The 14,555-nt window shown below is 69.6% G+C and carries 17 protein-coding genes; 10 read left to right on the top strand and 7 right to left on the bottom strand.

What is annotated here, in order from left to right; all coding sequences use genetic code 11:
* Positions 1-111: 111 nt before the first annotated feature.
* The 3 genes from HG543_RS18870 to HG543_RS18860 form a co-directional block, all read right to left on the bottom strand.
* On the bottom strand, positions 112-1,296 hold the full coding sequence (locus HG543_RS18870) for a hypothetical protein (protein WP_169346188.1): 1,185 nt from the start codon (positions 1,294-1,296) through the stop codon (positions 112-114).
* A 72-nt stretch (positions 1,297-1,368) separates the two neighbouring features.
* Entirely contained in the window at positions 1,369-2,082 is a 714-nt protein-coding gene (locus HG543_RS18865) for a GNAT family N-acetyltransferase (RefSeq protein ID WP_169346187.1), read from the bottom strand.
* Positions 2,060-2,938 (bottom strand): amidohydrolase family protein, encoded by an 879-nt coding sequence (locus tag HG543_RS18860; RefSeq protein ID WP_169346186.1) that lies wholly within the window; start codon positions 2,936-2,938, stop codon positions 2,060-2,062. Before HG543_RS18860 ends, HG543_RS18865 begins: the two co-directional genes overlap by 23 nt.
* A 259-nt stretch (positions 2,939-3,197) precedes the next feature.
* Between HG543_RS18860 and HG543_RS55430 the strand changes: the two genes are divergently transcribed.
* From HG543_RS55430 to HG543_RS18815, 9 genes are all read left to right on the top strand, one after another.
* Complete coding sequence (locus HG543_RS55430; RefSeq protein WP_343073389.1) at positions 3,198-4,046, top strand: hypothetical protein; 849 nt, start codon at positions 3,198-3,200, stop codon at positions 4,044-4,046.
* Positions 4,047-4,282: 236 nt separating this feature from the next.
* On the top strand, positions 4,283-4,519 hold the full coding sequence (locus HG543_RS18850) for a hypothetical protein (protein ID WP_169346185.1): 237 nt from the start codon (positions 4,283-4,285) through the stop codon (positions 4,517-4,519).
* A 152-nt stretch (positions 4,520-4,671) separates the two neighbouring features.
* Positions 4,672-5,085: a response regulator gene (locus tag HG543_RS18845; RefSeq protein ID WP_169346184.1), complete on the top strand. Its 414-nt coding sequence runs from the start codon at positions 4,672-4,674 to the stop codon at positions 5,083-5,085.
* A gap of 181 nt (positions 5,086-5,266) precedes the next feature.
* Positions 5,267-6,190 carry a DUF4202 family protein gene (locus HG543_RS18840; RefSeq protein ID WP_169346183.1) on the top strand — a complete coding sequence of 308 codons (924 nt, stop codon included), beginning with the start codon at positions 5,267-5,269 and terminating at the stop codon, positions 6,188-6,190.
* A complete protein-coding gene (locus tag HG543_RS18835) occupies positions 6,187-7,278 on the top strand; it encodes a CgeB family protein (RefSeq protein ID WP_169346182.1) in 1,092 nt (363 codons plus the stop codon). The genes HG543_RS18840 and HG543_RS18835 overlap by 4 nt, the downstream gene beginning before the upstream one ends.
* 6 nt (positions 7,279-7,284) lie before the next feature.
* Entirely contained in the window at positions 7,285-8,091 is an 807-nt protein-coding gene (locus HG543_RS18830; RefSeq protein ID WP_169346181.1) for a nucleotidyltransferase family protein, read from the top strand.
* Positions 8,088-8,864: a TIGR04290 family methyltransferase gene (locus tag HG543_RS18825; RefSeq protein ID WP_246357146.1), complete on the top strand. Its 777-nt coding sequence runs from the start codon at positions 8,088-8,090 to the stop codon at positions 8,862-8,864. Before HG543_RS18830 ends, HG543_RS18825 begins: the two co-directional genes overlap by 4 nt.
* A gap of 12 nt (positions 8,865-8,876) precedes the next feature.
* The gene (locus HG543_RS18820) at positions 8,877-9,761 is read left to right on the top strand and encodes a glycoside hydrolase 5 family protein (RefSeq protein WP_169346180.1); all 885 of its coding nucleotides are present in this window, start codon (positions 8,877-8,879) and stop codon (positions 9,759-9,761) included.
* 42 nt (positions 9,762-9,803) lie between these two features.
* Entirely contained in the window at positions 9,804-10,592 is a 789-nt protein-coding gene (locus HG543_RS18815) for an FRG domain-containing protein (RefSeq protein WP_169346179.1), read from the top strand.
* 18 nt (positions 10,593-10,610) lie between these two features.
* Here the strand turns inward: HG543_RS18815 and HG543_RS18810 are convergent, their stop codons facing one another.
* Entirely contained in the window at positions 10,611-10,820 is a 210-nt protein-coding gene (locus tag HG543_RS18810) for a hypothetical protein (RefSeq protein WP_169346178.1), read from the bottom strand.
* A gap of 308 nt (positions 10,821-11,128) precedes the next feature.
* Here HG543_RS18810 and HG543_RS18805 point away from each other — a divergent pair, with 308 nt between their 5' ends.
* Positions 11,129-11,320, top strand: coding sequence for a hypothetical protein (locus tag HG543_RS18805; RefSeq protein WP_169346177.1), 192 nt, complete (start codon positions 11,129-11,131; stop codon positions 11,318-11,320).
* Between the two features lie 233 nt (positions 11,321-11,553).
* On the opposite strand, the gene HG543_RS18800 is transcribed toward HG543_RS18805, so the two are convergent.
* From HG543_RS18800 to HG543_RS18790, 3 genes are all read right to left on the bottom strand, one after another.
* Positions 11,554-12,555: a Fic family protein gene (locus tag HG543_RS18800; protein ID WP_246357145.1), complete on the bottom strand. Its 1,002-nt coding sequence runs from the start codon at positions 12,553-12,555 to the stop codon at positions 11,554-11,556.
* A gap of 401 nt (positions 12,556-12,956) precedes the next feature.
* A complete protein-coding gene (locus HG543_RS18795; RefSeq protein ID WP_169346176.1) occupies positions 12,957-14,099 on the bottom strand; it encodes an ATP-binding response regulator in 1,143 nt (380 codons plus the stop codon).
* Positions 14,096-14,551 (bottom strand): response regulator, encoded by a 456-nt coding sequence (locus tag HG543_RS18790; protein WP_169346175.1) that lies wholly within the window; start codon positions 14,549-14,551, stop codon positions 14,096-14,098. The genes HG543_RS18795 and HG543_RS18790 overlap by 4 nt, the downstream gene beginning before the upstream one ends.
* Positions 14,552-14,555 lie beyond the last annotated feature (4 nt).

Raw genomic sequence — 14,555 nt, 5'->3', positions numbered from 1 at the left:
CTTCGCGGGGGGACAGGCATGGCCCGCATCTTCGGGGAAAGCACCCGCCGGGTGAAGACTTCGGCCGCACGCCCGCCTGCCCTCCCTTCCGGGGGGCACGGGCGGACCGCTTCAGCCCACGCGGCGCTTCGGGGCCGCCCTCTGCTTCTGGGAGGACTCCTCCTCGCGGCGCGGACCCGCCCGCTCGAGCGAGAGTGTCACCCCCAGGTGCCGGCCGAGCCAGCACCCCAGGTGCTCCAGCCGGCGCGGGGACTCGGACTCGAACCGGGTGCGGGTGCACAGGCGGACGCGGCCTCCGGAGTGCTCTCCCCAGAGGTCATGGGTGACGCGCCACTTGGATTTCCCCGTCCGCACCACGGCGAGCGCCAGGGGCGCTTCGTACCGGGTGGAACTGGTGCGAAAAAGCCCGCGGTCCACGCAGACCAGCACGCCGGGCTGGACCTCCATGCGGCGCCATCCCCGCAGGTAGCACCGGCCCCACAGCGTGGTCCACACCGCCAGCCCTCCCAGGACCAGGGCGAACAGGAGGCGCTGCCAGTCCCGGCCATCCAGCACCACCCGGCAAGCCACGAGCACGGCCCCCAGGGCGTAGATGGGCGTCATGACACCGTCCCACCATGCCGCTCGCGCGCGGAGCCACCGCGTGGGCTCGAGTGCGAGCACGCCGTCCGGCTGCGTCCGCGACTCCCACCCCGGAGGCACCCGGCCCGAGAGCCGCTCCATCTCGCTCGGGACGCCAAGGACCTCGCGCAGGAGGGCCAGCCGCTCCTCCGTCGGCTGCTTCGTGGAGTCGAAGCCATCCAGTCGCAGCTCCTCGCCGCTGGCCAGGGACACCACGATGCCCCCGTGGGCCTCCTCCTCCACGTCCACCACGTCCTGGCGCCGCGCGCGATGCTCCCAGCGCCAGGGCCCGAACGACAACCCGCGCGTCACCCCGTCGTGGTCGAGGACCACTCGCTCGCGGCACAACTGCCGGAGCGATTCCGAGAGTATCTCCCAGCCGACGGAGAGGACTCCCCGCAGCAGGAGCTCTCCGAGCATGGTGATGAACAGCAAGACAAACCCCGCGAGGGGCAGGACGACGGGCTGGAAGGCCCCGGGAAGGGACGCCAGCCCCGCGCCCGGCGCCACTCGCCACACGAAGTAGTAGATGAGGCCGCCCCAGAGGAAGGCGCCAGCCCCCCCCACCACGAGCGGTATGCACAGGAGCGGAAACACGATGGCGAAAGCGACGTAATCCGTCCAATCGGGAGTCCGCTCCCCGCTCCACCCATGCTCACCCTTCTCCAGCCACATGCGGCCCTCCCCCTGGACGCCTGGGGACCGAGCCCGCCCCAGGCCGGGTGAGTATGGCATCCCCACCGGCCGTCAGGACGAGAGCGGCCGGAGAAAGTCCGGGTCCGCGCCCACGGTGGCGCGGTCCTTCAGGGACTCCATCATGTACCGCCAGGTGTCGCGCTGCTGCGGAGCGTGGACGCGGTAGGCGCGGCGCCAGATGGCGTCCACCATGTCGGCCACCTCCTCCGCGGGCAGCTCGGGCCGCGTGTCCGCCAGGGGCTCGCGGTAGAGCGCGTAGTAACCCTCCGAGTGGCGCGACATCCACGGGTGGAAGTACGGGAAGGCGAGCGGCATCACCCGGCCCTCGCGCACCATCATCCGCAGCCAGGGGCTCTCGCGCTCCACCTCGCCCAGCACGTTGCCCAGCTCCGCGCCGCCTTCCCGCCGGGCCTGCGCGCGGAAGGTGTCCAGCAGGTGCTCCCGCAGCGCGCGCCCCAGCCCCCGGCCCCGCAGGTCCTCGCGCACGGCGAGGTACGAGACGAAGCCGGCATTCACCGCCTGCAGGTACGCGCCCGCCGCCGCCGCGAGCGGCTCCTCGTCGTCGGCGCCCACCATGGCCAGCAGGTGGTAGCCCCCGCCGCGCGCGGTGCCGCGCCGGGTCTCCTCCAGCTCCCTCAGGAGGAAGCCCGTGGGGTGCACGTCCCAGATGGCCTCCTGGATGAGGGAAATCGCGCGGCGCGCGAGCGGGCCGCGCTCGTCCGTCACCTCCACCACGCGGTGCTCAGGCAGTCCGGTCGTCTCCATGGGTGGCTCCAGGGGCGCCCTCCAGCTCCAGCCGGAACACGCGCGCGGCGTTCCGCCACAACAGGCCCTCGCGCTCCTCGGGCGTGGCGTCCAGCCGCCGCGTGAAGTCCAGGTAGCTGCCGATGTCGGAGATGGGCCAGTCGCTGCCGAAGAGCAGCTTGTCGGGGTTGTTGATGTACGCGAGCGCCTCGTTGACCTTGCCCAGCGCGAAGCGCTCGAAGCGCTCCTCGAAGGCCCCCAGCGTGAGGCCGGAGATGTCCGCGTAGACGTTCGCGTTCTTGTAGACGACCTCCATCGCGTCCGCGAACCAGGGGTTGCCCAGGTGGCAGAGGACGAAGGTGACGTCGGGGAACTCGACGGCGGCCTCGTCCACCGTCAGCGGGTGCGCGTACTTCACGCGCGCCTTCGGTGCGTACGTGTCGCCCGTGTGAATCATCACCGGCACGTGGAAGCGCCCCGCCAGTGCGTACAGCTCGCGCAGCCCGGCGTCGTGCACGTAGAACGGCTCGTAGCCGGGATACAGCTTCAGCCCCTTGATGCGCCCGGCCTCCAGCAGCTCACGCAATTCCGCCAGCTCCTCGGCCCTGTCACGGCCGAGCCGCACCCCGGCCACGACGCCGATGCGCGCGTCGTTCCCCACCAGCTCGAGGATGTCGCGGGTGCTCGGCCGCTCCGGCGTCACCGCGTACGAGGACAGCACCAGCGCTTGCCGGATGCCGTGCGTCTCCATCTCCGCGCGCAGCAGCGCGTAGCGCTCCGCCAGTGTCGCCGGGGCCTCGGGCGTGTAGCGATTCAGGTGCGTGTGGCAGTCGATGACCAGGGCGGGCCCACCGCTCCCGCGCGTTGCTCGGAGCATCCCGTGAGGATGCCTCCCCGGCCCGCTCCTGGCAGCCGCCCATCGCCGGCCCGGCCTCATGCCCACCAGCCCGGCCGTAAGGGGTTCCCCTCAACCCAAGAGGGTGATTCAATACCCCACACTGCTCGAAACTCAACAGAATTCCAGCAGGGTTGCGAAAATTCAATTTAGCAATATATAGCCACGTCTGCCTGGTTCTTGGGCGACCCCACTCGTACGGCCCCGCTGCTCGCCCCCCATGGAACCGGCACCTCGAACAGTGTCCTCGCAGCCGCGGCACGTGGTGCGGACCGTGCTGCGGGAGGCGCTGGAGAGCAAGCAGGGCGGCGAGGTGGTGGTGAAGTCCGCCTCCCTGTCGGGTCGCATCTTCGTGGTGGAGCGCAAGGTGGCGTGGGTGGTCATCACCGAGCCCTCCGCGCCCAACTTCTCGTCGCTGCTGATGGAGGAGCGGCTGGTGAGCCGCGACGACATCGAGCAGGTGATGGCCGAGTGCCGCAAGAAGGGCGGCAACTTCTGCGAGACGCTGGTGGCCTGGGGGCTGGTGCCCCGGGAGACCGTCCGCGGACTGCTGCTCCAGCACTTGAGCCGTCAGCTCCGGGCGCTGCTCGCTCTCACGGACGCGCAGGCGCTCTTCGTGCCCCAGCCCCGGGCCTACTCCAGCCAGCTCACCTTCCGCCTGGAAGAGCTGGTGCCTCCGGTTTCGCAGCCCCCTCCCCCGCACTCCCCCGAAGAGAGAATCCCCATGGCCAACGTGAAGCAGTCGCTGGAAGAGTCGCTGAAGATCGAGGGCGCCTTCGCGGCCTGCCTCGTGGACGCGAAGAGCGGAATGACCCTGGGCAGCATCGGCGGCAGCCCTACCTTCAACGTCGAGGCCGCGGCGGCCGGCAACACCGAGGTGGTGCGCGCCAAGCTCAAGACGATGAACGCGCTCGGGCTCAAGGACCGCATCGAGGACATCCTCATCACCCTGGGCGAGCAGTACCACGTCATCCGCCCGCTCTCGACGCGCGAGGGCCTGTTCCTCTACCTCGCCCTGCACCGCAGCAACGCCAACCTCGCGCTCGCCCGCTTCAAGCTGGCGGACATCGAGAAGTCGCTGGCCGTCTGACGTTGGCTCACGCGCGCCCGCTCGGCCCCCTCGCGGGAGGGGAGCCGGGCATGTCCGGGCTCCGTGGCGGCCCGATGCGCGCGACCCCTCGCGTCGTTAGAGAACGACGCCCCCTGCTGGAGCCCATGAGGCCTGCCTCGCGAGTCTCGCGACGCGCCCGTGACGCTTCGGGAATGACGTCCTGCACCAGCAGGTAGTGGGATTACAGCCTTCACGAGGGGGGCAAGAGAGCCATCATGTCCTGTCCACAGCCGCGTCCCACCGAGTTCCGCCTGCCTCTGCGGGCAGAGACCTTCGCCATCGAGGAGCACCGCAACGTCCACTGCCGCTTCTACGGAGGCTGCATCGACGTCGCCGTGAAGAAGGACTGGGACAGCTTCACCTGCGCCAAGTGCCCCCTGTTCCGCGAGGACCGGGCGCCCGGCGCGGACGCCTACGCCTTCAACCAGCCCGCCGACCCCGGCCGGCCGTAGCCTGCCCGGCCGCCGTGGGAACGGACTCGAAGCGCCGCGCGCTGCCTCGGGACGAGGTGGCGAGAGAGCCGGGGTTCCTTTCCCACGGCGGAGCCTGAATCCCCGGAACTTCCTCCCGCCCGTCCTCTCTTCCGGGAAGCGAGCACGTCCGTATGCCTCACCGTCCCGTCGTCGTCCTGGCCGAGGATGATGCCCTGCTGTGCGAGACGCTGGCCGAGGCTATCGAGCTGGAGGGCTACCGCGTCGTCCCCTGCACCAATGGCTTCGCCGCGCTGAAGGCCTTCTTCACCGAGCCGCGCGTGGACGTGCTGGTGCTGGATTGGGTGCTGCCCGATATCCTGGGCCGCGACCTCATCCGGCTGCTGCACGCGCAGCGCGAGCTGGCGGAGCTGCCCGTCGTCCTCACCACCGGCCTGGACCTGGAGCTGCCCAGCTTCGAGGGCGCGGTGTGCCTGCTGCGCAAGCCCTTCGCTCCGGATGAGCTGTCGCGCCTCTTGCGCCGGCTCACCCACCCCAGCCGTCTGCCCACCAACACTCCGCCGTCCTCCGACATCCGCGTGGCCTGAGCTTCCGTGCCAGGGATGCTCTCCGCGACGCTCCGCGCGTTGACGGACGCACACGCTCCATCCTCTCTGTGAGGTAGGCCACGGCCCTATTGGCTTGGGAGGTAGTGGGCGGCGGGGACGTGTGACTACAGCTTGCCGGGCAACCTGCTCGGGCGTCGTGTGTCGCTCGAAGGAAGGGCCCATGCTCCGCCAGCTCCTGCTCTCCGACTACGGCAACGAGGGCCCCCCGGTTGGAGACGGCTGGTCGCTGGTGCAGGCGGAGTTCCCCACCGTGGAGGTGGGTCCGCTGTCCGCCGGTCATGGCAGCCGCGTGCTGCGCCTGGACGTGGGCGAGTGGGCCTCCGCGACGTTCGACCCCTTCGACTGGGACGGGCGCGTCTTCGGCGCGGCCGAGGGCACCGAGCCGCTCTCGCTGCACCTGGAGGGCGCGCACCGCGAGGCGCTCGTCATCGCCGCGCTGGAGGTCCTCACCCGCTACCAGGGCCTCGTGGGCCGCCGCAACGCGGCCTCCGCCGGTCCCCTCTTCGACCGGCTGCTCGCGCGCCACCGCGCGCTCCATGACCTGAGCCGCCCGCTGGTGCGCGCGGACTACCAGCACGCGCTGGACGCGTGGCAGTGGGTGCTGCGGCTGCGCCCGGACGCGAGCCTCGCGGTGCAGGCCGCCGCCCTCTTCCACGACGTGGAGCGGCTGCTGTCGGAAGCCGACAAGCGCGTGGAGCACCACGCGAAGGACTACCAGGCCTTCAAGGACGCGCACGCGGCGCGCGGCGCGGAGATGACGCGCGAGGTGCTGGAGGAGGTGGGCGCGGACGACGCCACCTGCCGCCGCGTGAAGGAACTGGTGGCGAAGCACGAGCGCCCCGGCGGAGACCCGGACCTCGCGCTGCTCAACGACGCGGACGCGCTGTCCTTCTTCTCGCTGAACTCCTCCGGCTTCATCCGCTACTTCGACCCGGAGCACAGCCGGCGCAAGGTGGCCTACACGCTCGCGCGCCTTCGCCCCGAGCAGCTGCGCAGGCTGGGGCAGATGCGCCTGGCCCCCACGGTGAGACGCCTGCTCGAGGTGCAGCTCGCGTCCCTCAGTCTTCCGATGGAGACGGCATGAAGCTCGTCATCTTCGGTCTCGCGGTCAGCTCGTCCTGGGGCAATGGCCACGCCACGCTGTGGCGCGGCCTCATCGCGTCGCTGACGTCCTGGGGCCACCGCGTCGTCTTCTTCGAGAGGGACCTGCCCTTCTACGCCCCGCACCGCGACCTCAAGGAGCTGCCGCCCGGCGGCGAGCTGGTGCTCTACCCCGGCTGGGAGGACGTGCTGCCGCGCGCGAGGCGGGAACTCGCGGACGCGGACGTGGCGATGGTGACGTCCTACTGCCCGGACGGCGTCGCCGCCTCGCGGCTGGTGCTGGACTCGCGCGCGGCCGTGAAGTGCTTCTACGATTTGGACACGCCCGTCACCGTCGAGCGCACGCGCGCGGGCGAGACGGTGGAGTACCTGCCGCCGGAGGGGCTGGGCGGCTTCGACCTCGTCCTCAGCTACACCGGCGGCATGGCGCTGCACGCGCTCCGGCAGGAGCTGGGCGCGCGGCGCGTGGCCCCGCTCTACGGCCACGTGGACCCCGCGGCGTACCGGGCCACCCCTCCGAAGGAATCCTACCGCGGTGACCTGAGCTACCTGGGCACGTACGCCGCCAACCGGCAGGCCGCGCTGGAGCGCTTCTTCCTGGAGCCCGCGCGCAAGCTGCCCCACCGCCGCTTCGTCATCGGCGGCGCGCAGTACCCCGCGGACTTCGCGTGGACGCGGAACCTCTGGTTCGTCCAGCACCTGCCGCCGCCGGAGCACCCGGCCTTCTACTGCTCGTCCGCGCTCACCCTCAACGTCACCCGCGCGCCCATGGCCGCCATGGGCTACTGCCCCTCGGGCCGCCTCTTCGAGGCCGGCGCCTGCGGCACGCCCGTGCTCAGTGACGACTGGGAGGGCCTCGACACCTTCTTCCGCCCCGGCGAGGAAATCCTCGTGTGCCGCACCACCGAGGACACGGTGGAGGCCCTGTCCCGCTCACCCGAGGAACTCTCCCGCATCGGCCGCGCCGCCCGGGAGCGCGTCCTCGCCGAGCACACCTCCGAGCACCGCGCCCGCGAGCTGGTGGCGCTGCTCGACCCCGCGTGCGTCGAACCCGATGCCATGAGGACGTGAGGCCATATGTGGGGAATCATTCCAGCCGCCGGAATCGGAAGCCGCATCCAGCCACTCGCCTTCTCCAAGGAGCTGCTCCCCGTCGGAGGGCGTCACGACGGCAAGACGGAGCGCCCCCGCGCGGTGAGTGAGTACCTCGTGGACCGCATGCTGCACGCGGGCGCGCGCAAGCTCTGCTTCGTCATCTCCCCGGGCAAGTCCGACATCATCGAGTACTACCGGGGCCGCGTGGGGCCCGCGCAAGTCTGCTACGCCGTGCAGGAGGAGCCGCTCGGCCTGTGCGACTCCATCTTCCGCGCCCTGCCCTTCATCCCTCCGGACGAGGAGGTCGTCGTCGGACTGCCGGACACCGTCTGGTTCCCCGAGGACGGCCTCGCGCGCTTGCCCGGCGGCGGGCTGTCCTTCCTCCTCTTCCCGGTGGAGACGCCGGAGCTCTTCGACGCCGTCGTCACCGACGGCGATGGCGAGGTGGTGTCCGTCCGCGAAATCCAGGTGAAGCAGCAGGGCGCCGCGTCCCACTGGATATGGGGCGCCTTCAAGCTCACCGGCGCCGTGCTGCGCGAACTGCACGCGCTGTGGCTCACCCGGGAGCCGAGGGACCCGTACCTGGGCACGCTCGTCAATGCGTGGATGGAGCGGGGCGGCCGAGCCACCGCGGTGCGAGCCGGCGAGGCGTACATGGACGTGGGGACCCTGCACGGCTACCGCGAGGCCGTGCAGCGGCTGGGCGTCATCGAGCCCGCGTCCCCGCGCGCCAGCAGCGACCTGGCCGACACCCCCGACTTCTCCCTCGAAGCGCAGGAGCCCGCATGAGCCCCAACCCGTCGAAGAGCGCCGCGGCCATGACGCCGCGGGAAATCGAGGAGCGCGTTCGCAGCCTGGGCGACTGGTTCCACAACCTGGACCTCAAGGGCGTGCGCACCGCGCCCAACCACTTCCTGGGCGACTACCCCGCCATGAACTGGCGCTACATCTCCGGTGCCATTCCGCAGGACCTCACGGGCAGGACGGTGCTGGACATCGGCTGCAACGCCGGCTTCTACGCCATGGAGCTGAAGCGGCGCGGGGCCGCGCGCGTCGTCGGCATCGACAGCGACGAGCGCTACCTGAACCAGGCCCGCTTCGCCGCGGAGGTGAACGGGCTGGACATCGAGTTCCGCCTGCTGGACGTCTACGACGTCGGCGCCCTGCGCGAGAAGTTCGACCTCGTCCTCTTCATGGGCGTGCTCTACCACCTGCGCCACCCGCTGCTCGCGTTGGATTTGCTGCGTGAGCACGTGGTGAAGGACACGCTCGTCTTCCAGAGCATGCAGCGCGGCAGCCAGAGCGTGCCGAAGGTGGAGCGTGACTATCCGTTCGAGGAGCGCGCCATCTTCGAGGACCTGTCCTTCCCGCTCGCGTACTTCATCGAGGACAGCTACGCGCACGACTGGACGAACTGGTGGGTTCCCAACCGTGCCGGCGTGGAGGCCCTGCTGCGCGCCGCCGGCTTCGACATCGTCCAGAACCCCGCGCACGAGTTCTACATCTGCCGCCGCCGCGAGTTCTCGTACCAGTACCCCCGCGCCGTCTATCCGCGCACCTAGGAGTACGCATCCATGATTGAAGCCGTGAAGCTCTGGAACGAGCCGAACAACAAGTCCCACTGGGACTTCGAAGTCGACGAGGGCTGGCGGATGTTCGCCAACATGGCGAAGCTCGCCGGGGAAGCGGTGAAGGCGGAGCGGCCCGACATGACGCGGGTGCTGGGCGGCATGTCCCCCATCGACGCGGGCTTCATCCGCAACCTGGAAGGCCAGGGCGTGCTGGACCACGTGGACGTGGTGGCCATCCACGGCTTCCCGCTGGACTGGAACCACTGGCAGCTTGACGAGTGGCCCACGCGCTACCGCGAAATCCAGTCCATCGTGAAGCACCCGGTGTGGATTACGGAGGTGGGCGTCTCCACCTTCGGCGCCGAGGAGGTGCAGGAGTTCGGCCTGCGCCGCAGCGCGGAGCTGCTGCTGGACCTGGCGCCGCGCGTGCACTGGTACAGCCTCTATGATTTGCCCAAGGCGTGGCCGGCGACGACGCGGCACCGCGAGGCGGAGGGCTCGTCGTACTACCGGCACTTCTACATGGGGCTGATTCGCGAGGACGGCACGCCGAAGAAGGCGCTGCGCCACTTCGCGGACTACACGCCGAAGATGGGCATCTGCCAGTGGTTCCACTTCGAGGACCACCGGCTGGACGACGCGGTGTCCTGGCTGAAGAAGCTGGGCGTGAGGAAGCTGCGCACCGGCCTGAGCTGGGCGGACAGCTTCCGCCCCAACGCGGACGCCTGGTTCGACCGGCAGATGATGGCGCTGGAGGACTTCGACGTGACGCTGACCTTCTGCTTCACGCCGGAGCACCGCGGCCACAAGCCGCACCACACCAGCCCGCCGCTGCAGGCGGAGGAATTCGCCGACTTCTGCGCACGCATGGTCCGCCGCTATGCGTGAACCCTGGCGCTCCGGGGCCGCCTCCCGTAAGAGGCACCCACCATGCGTGAGCAGCGGGTGAACACGTGGGTGGAGCTGCAGGAAGCGCTCTTCGCGGACTCCTGGAACGAGAAGCTGGGCCGCCACCGGCCCAGCTTCGTCTTCCGGGGCATGCCGCACGTGGAGCACGACCTGTCCACCGCGCTCAACCGCAAGGGCATGTTCGTGCGGCAGGAGAGGGACCTGCTGCGCGCCTTCCGCAAGTACGCGCCGGGCGTGCCGCAGCCGCGCATGGAGTCGCTCTGGGACTGGCTGGCCCTGGCCCAGCACCACGGGCTGCCGACGCGGCTGCTGGACTGGACGTTCAGCCCCTACGTCGCGCTGCACTTCCTGACGGAGGACACGGACCTCGCGAACCAGGACGGCGTGGTGTGGTGCGTGGACTACCGCGTGACGAACCGCCTGCTGCCCCGGCCGCTGAAGACCCAGCTCCAGCGGGAGGGCGCGGACGTCTTCACGGCGGAGATGCTCACCCAGGTGGCGGGGGACCTGTCCACCTTCGACCGGCTGGCGAAGCACCCCTTCGTGCTCTTCTTCGAGCCGCCCTCGCTGGACGCGCGCATCATCAACCAGTTCGCGCTCTTCTCGGTGATGAACGGGCCGGCGCTGCGCCTCGACGAGTTCCTCGAGGACCAGGAGAAGGGCGTGCGCCGGCTCATCGTCCCCGCCTCCCTCAAGTGGGAGGTGCGCGACAAGCTGGACCAGGCCAACGTCACCGAGCGCGTGCTCTTCCCCGGCCTGGACGGGCTGAGCCGCTGGCTGCGTCGCTACTACAGCCCGCGGCCCCGCTGAAGTCGCTGGCGCGGCGGACTACGCCGGCACGTGGCGCTTGTCGTCGTAGTCCATGGCGTGGGGGTCGTTCATGGTGGAGTCGCCCGTCAGCCCGGCGGCCCGCTGCTGCTCGGTCAGCTCCCGGAGGTGCTTCAGCTGCTTGTTGCCGAAGGCGCCTCCAATGATGACCGCGAAGATGAGCGCGAAGAAGATGATGACCCCCACCACGGTGAATCCGAGAATCTCCATACGGTGACCTCACGGTTCGGGGGCCGCGCGTCCCACGACGGCGGCCGCGTTCACTCACGTCCGAAAGGTGTGTCTTCCCGCCGCCTGTGGCCCTGCCTCCCTGCACGCCCCCCTCAAGAACGCCTGCCCTGCCACCGGGCGGGCAGGCATCGTTCCGGGCTCCGCGCCTCGCGGCTGCACGCATTCCCCTCGCCGCGTGGCTCGCTCCCGCGCCCGTCCTGCGCACGACGGGCACCGCCTTGCCGCGCCCCGTCCGCCTTCCGACCTTTGGGAGGTAACGCGACACCATTCCAGCAACGGAGAAGGCCATGCCGCGCAAGAACAAGGAAGGCGCCCCCATGAACGAGGAGGGCAAGATGACGGAGGAGGCCCGCAAGGCCATCTACGGCAAGTCCGAAATCGAGAGCGAGAAGGGCGCCACCGACGAGGAGCGCAACGTCACGTACAGCGGCCCCTCGCAGACGGGCCACCGCGACTCGGGCCCGAAGCAGGGAAGCTGAGCCTCCCGTCGGAGCCGGGCCGTTCCCGCGCCATCACGGACGGGGAGCCCGAGGCTCCAGGACGGATGCAGGGACTGGCCCCGATGGGCCAGCCCCGATGCATTTCGTGTCAGCCGACAGCGGCCGCGGGGGCGACGTGGCGCGACAGGTCCAGGTGGGCGCGAGCGAGTCGCTCAGTGAGAGCGCTCCGCAGGTCTGACTCTTTGGATACCTGTCGGGCCAGGACATCGGCCCTACAGCGTCTCCTGCAACGGAGACGTCCCCTCGTTCAAGATGGCGAGGTAGCCACGGTACGCGAAGACACGGCCTCGCTTACGTCCAGTGACCTCCTCCACGATGCCCAGACGCTCCAAGTCCGCAAGCGCCGCGTTCACCGTGGGGGCGGTCAGTCCGGTCCGTTCTACGAGCTGGTTCGACGTGAGGTACGGCTGCGTCTGCAGCAACTCGTGCACACGAAGCGCTGAGTTGGCGCGCTCACTCTCAGCCGTGATGCGCTCCCGGTCTCGCTTGAAGAGTTCGACGATTCTTGTCGCCGCTTCGAACGCCTGGTTCGCCGTCTCCTCGACTCCCTCAAGGGAGAATTCGAGCCAGGCCTCCCATGCGCCCCGCTCGCGAACCTCCTGGAGTAGCCGGTAGTAATCGGCCCGGCGCGTCTTCAGATAGAGGCTCAGATAGAGCAGCGGCTTGCGGAGCACGCCCTGAACACAGAGATAGAGCGTCACCAGGAGGCGGCCGATGCGGCCATTGCCGTCGAGGAAGGGGTGGATGCTCTCGAACTGCACGTGCAGGAGCCCCGCCTTGATGAGGGCCGGCAGCCGGGACTGCTCCTCGTGCATGAAGTTCTCGAGGGCGCTGAGGCAGTCGTCGAGTTCCGTCACTGGAGGCGGAACGTACAGGGCATTTCCGGGTCGAGTCCCTCCGATCCAGTTCTGCGAGCGACGAAACTCACCCGGGTCCTTCGTGCCACCGCGTCCGCTCTGTAGCAACCGTGCATGCATCTCGCGAATGAGCCGGAGCGAGAGTGGAAACTCCTTGAGTCGCTCAAGCCCGTACATCATCGCGTCGACGTAATTGGAGACCTCACGGACATCGTCAATGGGCTGACCCTCCTGAGCCTCGGTCTCGAACCGGAGCAGGTCGGACAGCGTCGACTGCGTCCCCTCAATCTGCGAGGAGAGCACTGCCTCCTTGCGCACGTACATGTAGAGGAACAGCTCCTGACGCGGCAGGAGCATCGTGTGCCATCGAGGCGGCCCAGTGCCCGCTCGGCGAGGCTGAGCCGGTTCAGCAATCCCAGGACATCGATAGGCGGGGCTGGCGGCAAGGGCGGCGGGACGAACGACCGCACACGCTCCCCGGCGGCGGTGGTCTCCACGAACCGGCCCATCCTCGAAGGCGCAGGTGAGGTGTCAGTCATGCAGCCACCATTCGAACGAGCCCTATTTAAGTCAACAGGCGTATAATTAAATAGGGCTCCCACCAAGGAAAGCGGCCTTAAATAAGGCCATTTCCATAATGATTCCGACAGGTTCGGCTGTGCGCTTCACTGTGTGCGGAAAGGCGCTGCGCCCTCACCGACATGGGTCGGGCCCGAAGCAGGGGAGCTGAAGTCCCTGCCCCTCCCGCGCCGCCGTCCCTAGCCGACGGCGGCCGCGGGGGCGACGTGGCGCGGCAGGTCCATGCAGAAGCGGGTGCCGCCCTGCGCGGTGGAGGTCACCCGCAGCAGTCCTCCGTGGGCGCGCACGATTTCGTGGGTGATGTAGAGCCCCAGCCCCAGCCCGTTGCGCTGCGCGCTGCGCATGTCCCCGGCGCGCACGAACGGGTCGAAGATGTGGGGCAGTCGCTCGGCGGGAATGGGCAGCCCCCAGTTGTGGACCTCCAGCCGCACGCCGCCCTCCTGGTCTCGCAGTGACACGCTCACCGCCGTGTCCTCCGGCGAGTACTGCACGGCGTTGCCCACCAGGTTGGAGACGGCCTGGGCGATGCGGTCCGCGTCCCACTCCCCCCAGCCGTTGCCGGACAGGCCCAGCTCGAATTGGCGCTTCGGGTGCGCCACCTCCAGCTCCTCCACCACCTGCCGCACCACCTCGTGCAGGTTCATCCGCGTGCGGCTCAGCGCGTAGCCGCCGCCCAGCCGCGTCCGGGTGAAGTCCAGCAGGTCGTTGATCATCCGCGCCATGCGGTCCGCGGAGATGGAGATGCGGTTGACGGCCTTGCGCTGGGGCTCGGCCAGCCCGCCGTAGCGCAACAGCAGCGCCGCGTTGCCGGAGATGGCCTGCAGCGGATTGCGCAGGTCGTGCCCGAGGATGCCGAGGAACTGCTCGCGGAACACCGCCGTCTGCCGCGCGGCCTCCTCGCGCTTGAGCCCCTCCTCCACCCGCTTGCGCTCAATCGCGTAGCGCAGCGCGCGCACCAGCAGCGGCCCCGTCACCTGGCCCTTCACGAGGTAGTCCTGCGCGCCCTCGTGCACGGCCTGCACCGCCAGCCGCTCGTCGTCCGTGCCGGTGAGGACCACCAGCGGCGTCGCGGGCGCGGCCTGCAACAGGCGCGAGATGTTGCCCAGCCCCGCCCCATCCGGCAGCGACAAATCCAGCAGCACCGCGTCCACGCGCGCCGTCTCCACCACGCGCAGCGCCTCGGCCATGAGGTCCACGTGGACCAGCTCGATGTTCGCGGAGGAGAACTCCCGCAGCTCCTCCTGGAGGAGCCGCGCGTCGCCCGGGTTGTCCTCCACCAGCAGCACGCGCAGCGCGCGCTCGTCCAACGCGCGGGAGCTCATGACACCTCGGGCTTGGGTGGCAGCCGCACCACCGACAGCCAGAAGTCGTCGATGGAACGCACCACGGAGATGAACTGCTCCAGGTCCACCGGCTTGGCGATGTAGCAGTTGGCGTGCAGGTCGTACGTGCGGAGGATGTCCTCCTCGGCCTTGGACGTGGTGAGCACCACCACGGGGATGCGGCGCAGCGAGACGTCCTCCTTGATTTCCGCCAGCACCTCGCGCCCGTCCTTCCGGGGAAGGTTCAAGTCCAACAGGATGAGGTCCGGCCGGGCCGCTTTCGCATGCGGGCCCTCGCGCCGCAGGAAGGCCAGCGCCTCCACGCCGTCACGCGCCACGGAGAGGATGTTGCGCACCTTGCCCTCCTTGAGGGCCTCGATGGTCAGCCGCACGTCGCCGGGGTTGTCCTCCACCAGGAGGATTTCAATCGGTCGTCCAGTGTCGTCACTCATGATG

Source organism: Pyxidicoccus fallax, from assembly GCF_012933655.1.
In the GTDB taxonomy this organism is placed as follows: domain Bacteria; phylum Myxococcota; class Myxococcia; order Myxococcales; family Myxococcaceae; genus Myxococcus; species Myxococcus fallax.
Note: the sequence above shows the minus strand (reverse complement) of the source record. Positions and strands in the feature narration are given on the sequence as shown.

Coding starts and splice junctions, on each gene's coding strand:
- HG543_RS18805 (WP_169346177.1), top strand. CDS start 11,129: ATGCCGCGCAAGAACAAGGAAGGCGCCCCCATGAACGAGGAGGGCAAG.
- HG543_RS18820 (WP_169346180.1), top strand. CDS start 8,877: ATGATTGAAGCCGTGAAGCTCTGGAACGAGCCGAACAACAAGTCCCAC.
- HG543_RS18870 (WP_169346188.1), bottom strand. CDS start 1,296: ATGTGGCTGGAGAAGGGTGAGCATGGGTGGAGCGGGGAGCGGACTCCC.
- HG543_RS18830 (WP_169346181.1), top strand. CDS start 7,285: ATGTGGGGAATCATTCCAGCCGCCGGAATCGGAAGCCGCATCCAGCCA.
- HG543_RS18860 (WP_169346186.1), bottom strand. CDS start 2,938: ATGCTCCGAGCAACGCGCGGGAGCGGTGGGCCCGCCCTGGTCATCGAC.
- HG543_RS18790 (WP_169346175.1), bottom strand. CDS start 14,551: ATGAGTGACGACACTGGACGACCGATTGAAATCCTCCTGGTGGAGGAC.
- HG543_RS18795 (WP_169346176.1), bottom strand. CDS start 14,099: ATGAGCTCCCGCGCGTTGGACGAGCGCGCGCTGCGCGTGCTGCTGGTG.
- HG543_RS18865 (WP_169346187.1), bottom strand. CDS start 2,082: ATGGAGACGACCGGACTGCCTGAGCACCGCGTGGTGGAGGTGACGGAC.
- HG543_RS18815 (WP_169346179.1), top strand. CDS start 9,804: ATGCGTGAGCAGCGGGTGAACACGTGGGTGGAGCTGCAGGAAGCGCTC.
- HG543_RS18850 (WP_169346185.1), top strand. CDS start 4,283: ATGTCCTGTCCACAGCCGCGTCCCACCGAGTTCCGCCTGCCTCTGCGG.
- HG543_RS18840 (WP_169346183.1), top strand. CDS start 5,267: ATGCTCCGCCAGCTCCTGCTCTCCGACTACGGCAACGAGGGCCCCCCG.
- HG543_RS18835 (WP_169346182.1), top strand. CDS start 6,187: ATGAAGCTCGTCATCTTCGGTCTCGCGGTCAGCTCGTCCTGGGGCAAT.
- HG543_RS18825 (WP_246357146.1), top strand. CDS start 8,088: ATGAGCCCCAACCCGTCGAAGAGCGCCGCGGCCATGACGCCGCGGGAA.
- HG543_RS18800 (WP_246357145.1), bottom strand. CDS start 12,555: ATGCTCCTGCCGCGTCAGGAGCTGTTCCTCTACATGTACGTGCGCAAG.
- HG543_RS18845 (WP_169346184.1), top strand. CDS start 4,672: ATGCCTCACCGTCCCGTCGTCGTCCTGGCCGAGGATGATGCCCTGCTG.
- HG543_RS18810 (WP_169346178.1), bottom strand. CDS start 10,820: ATGGAGATTCTCGGATTCACCGTGGTGGGGGTCATCATCTTCTTCGCG.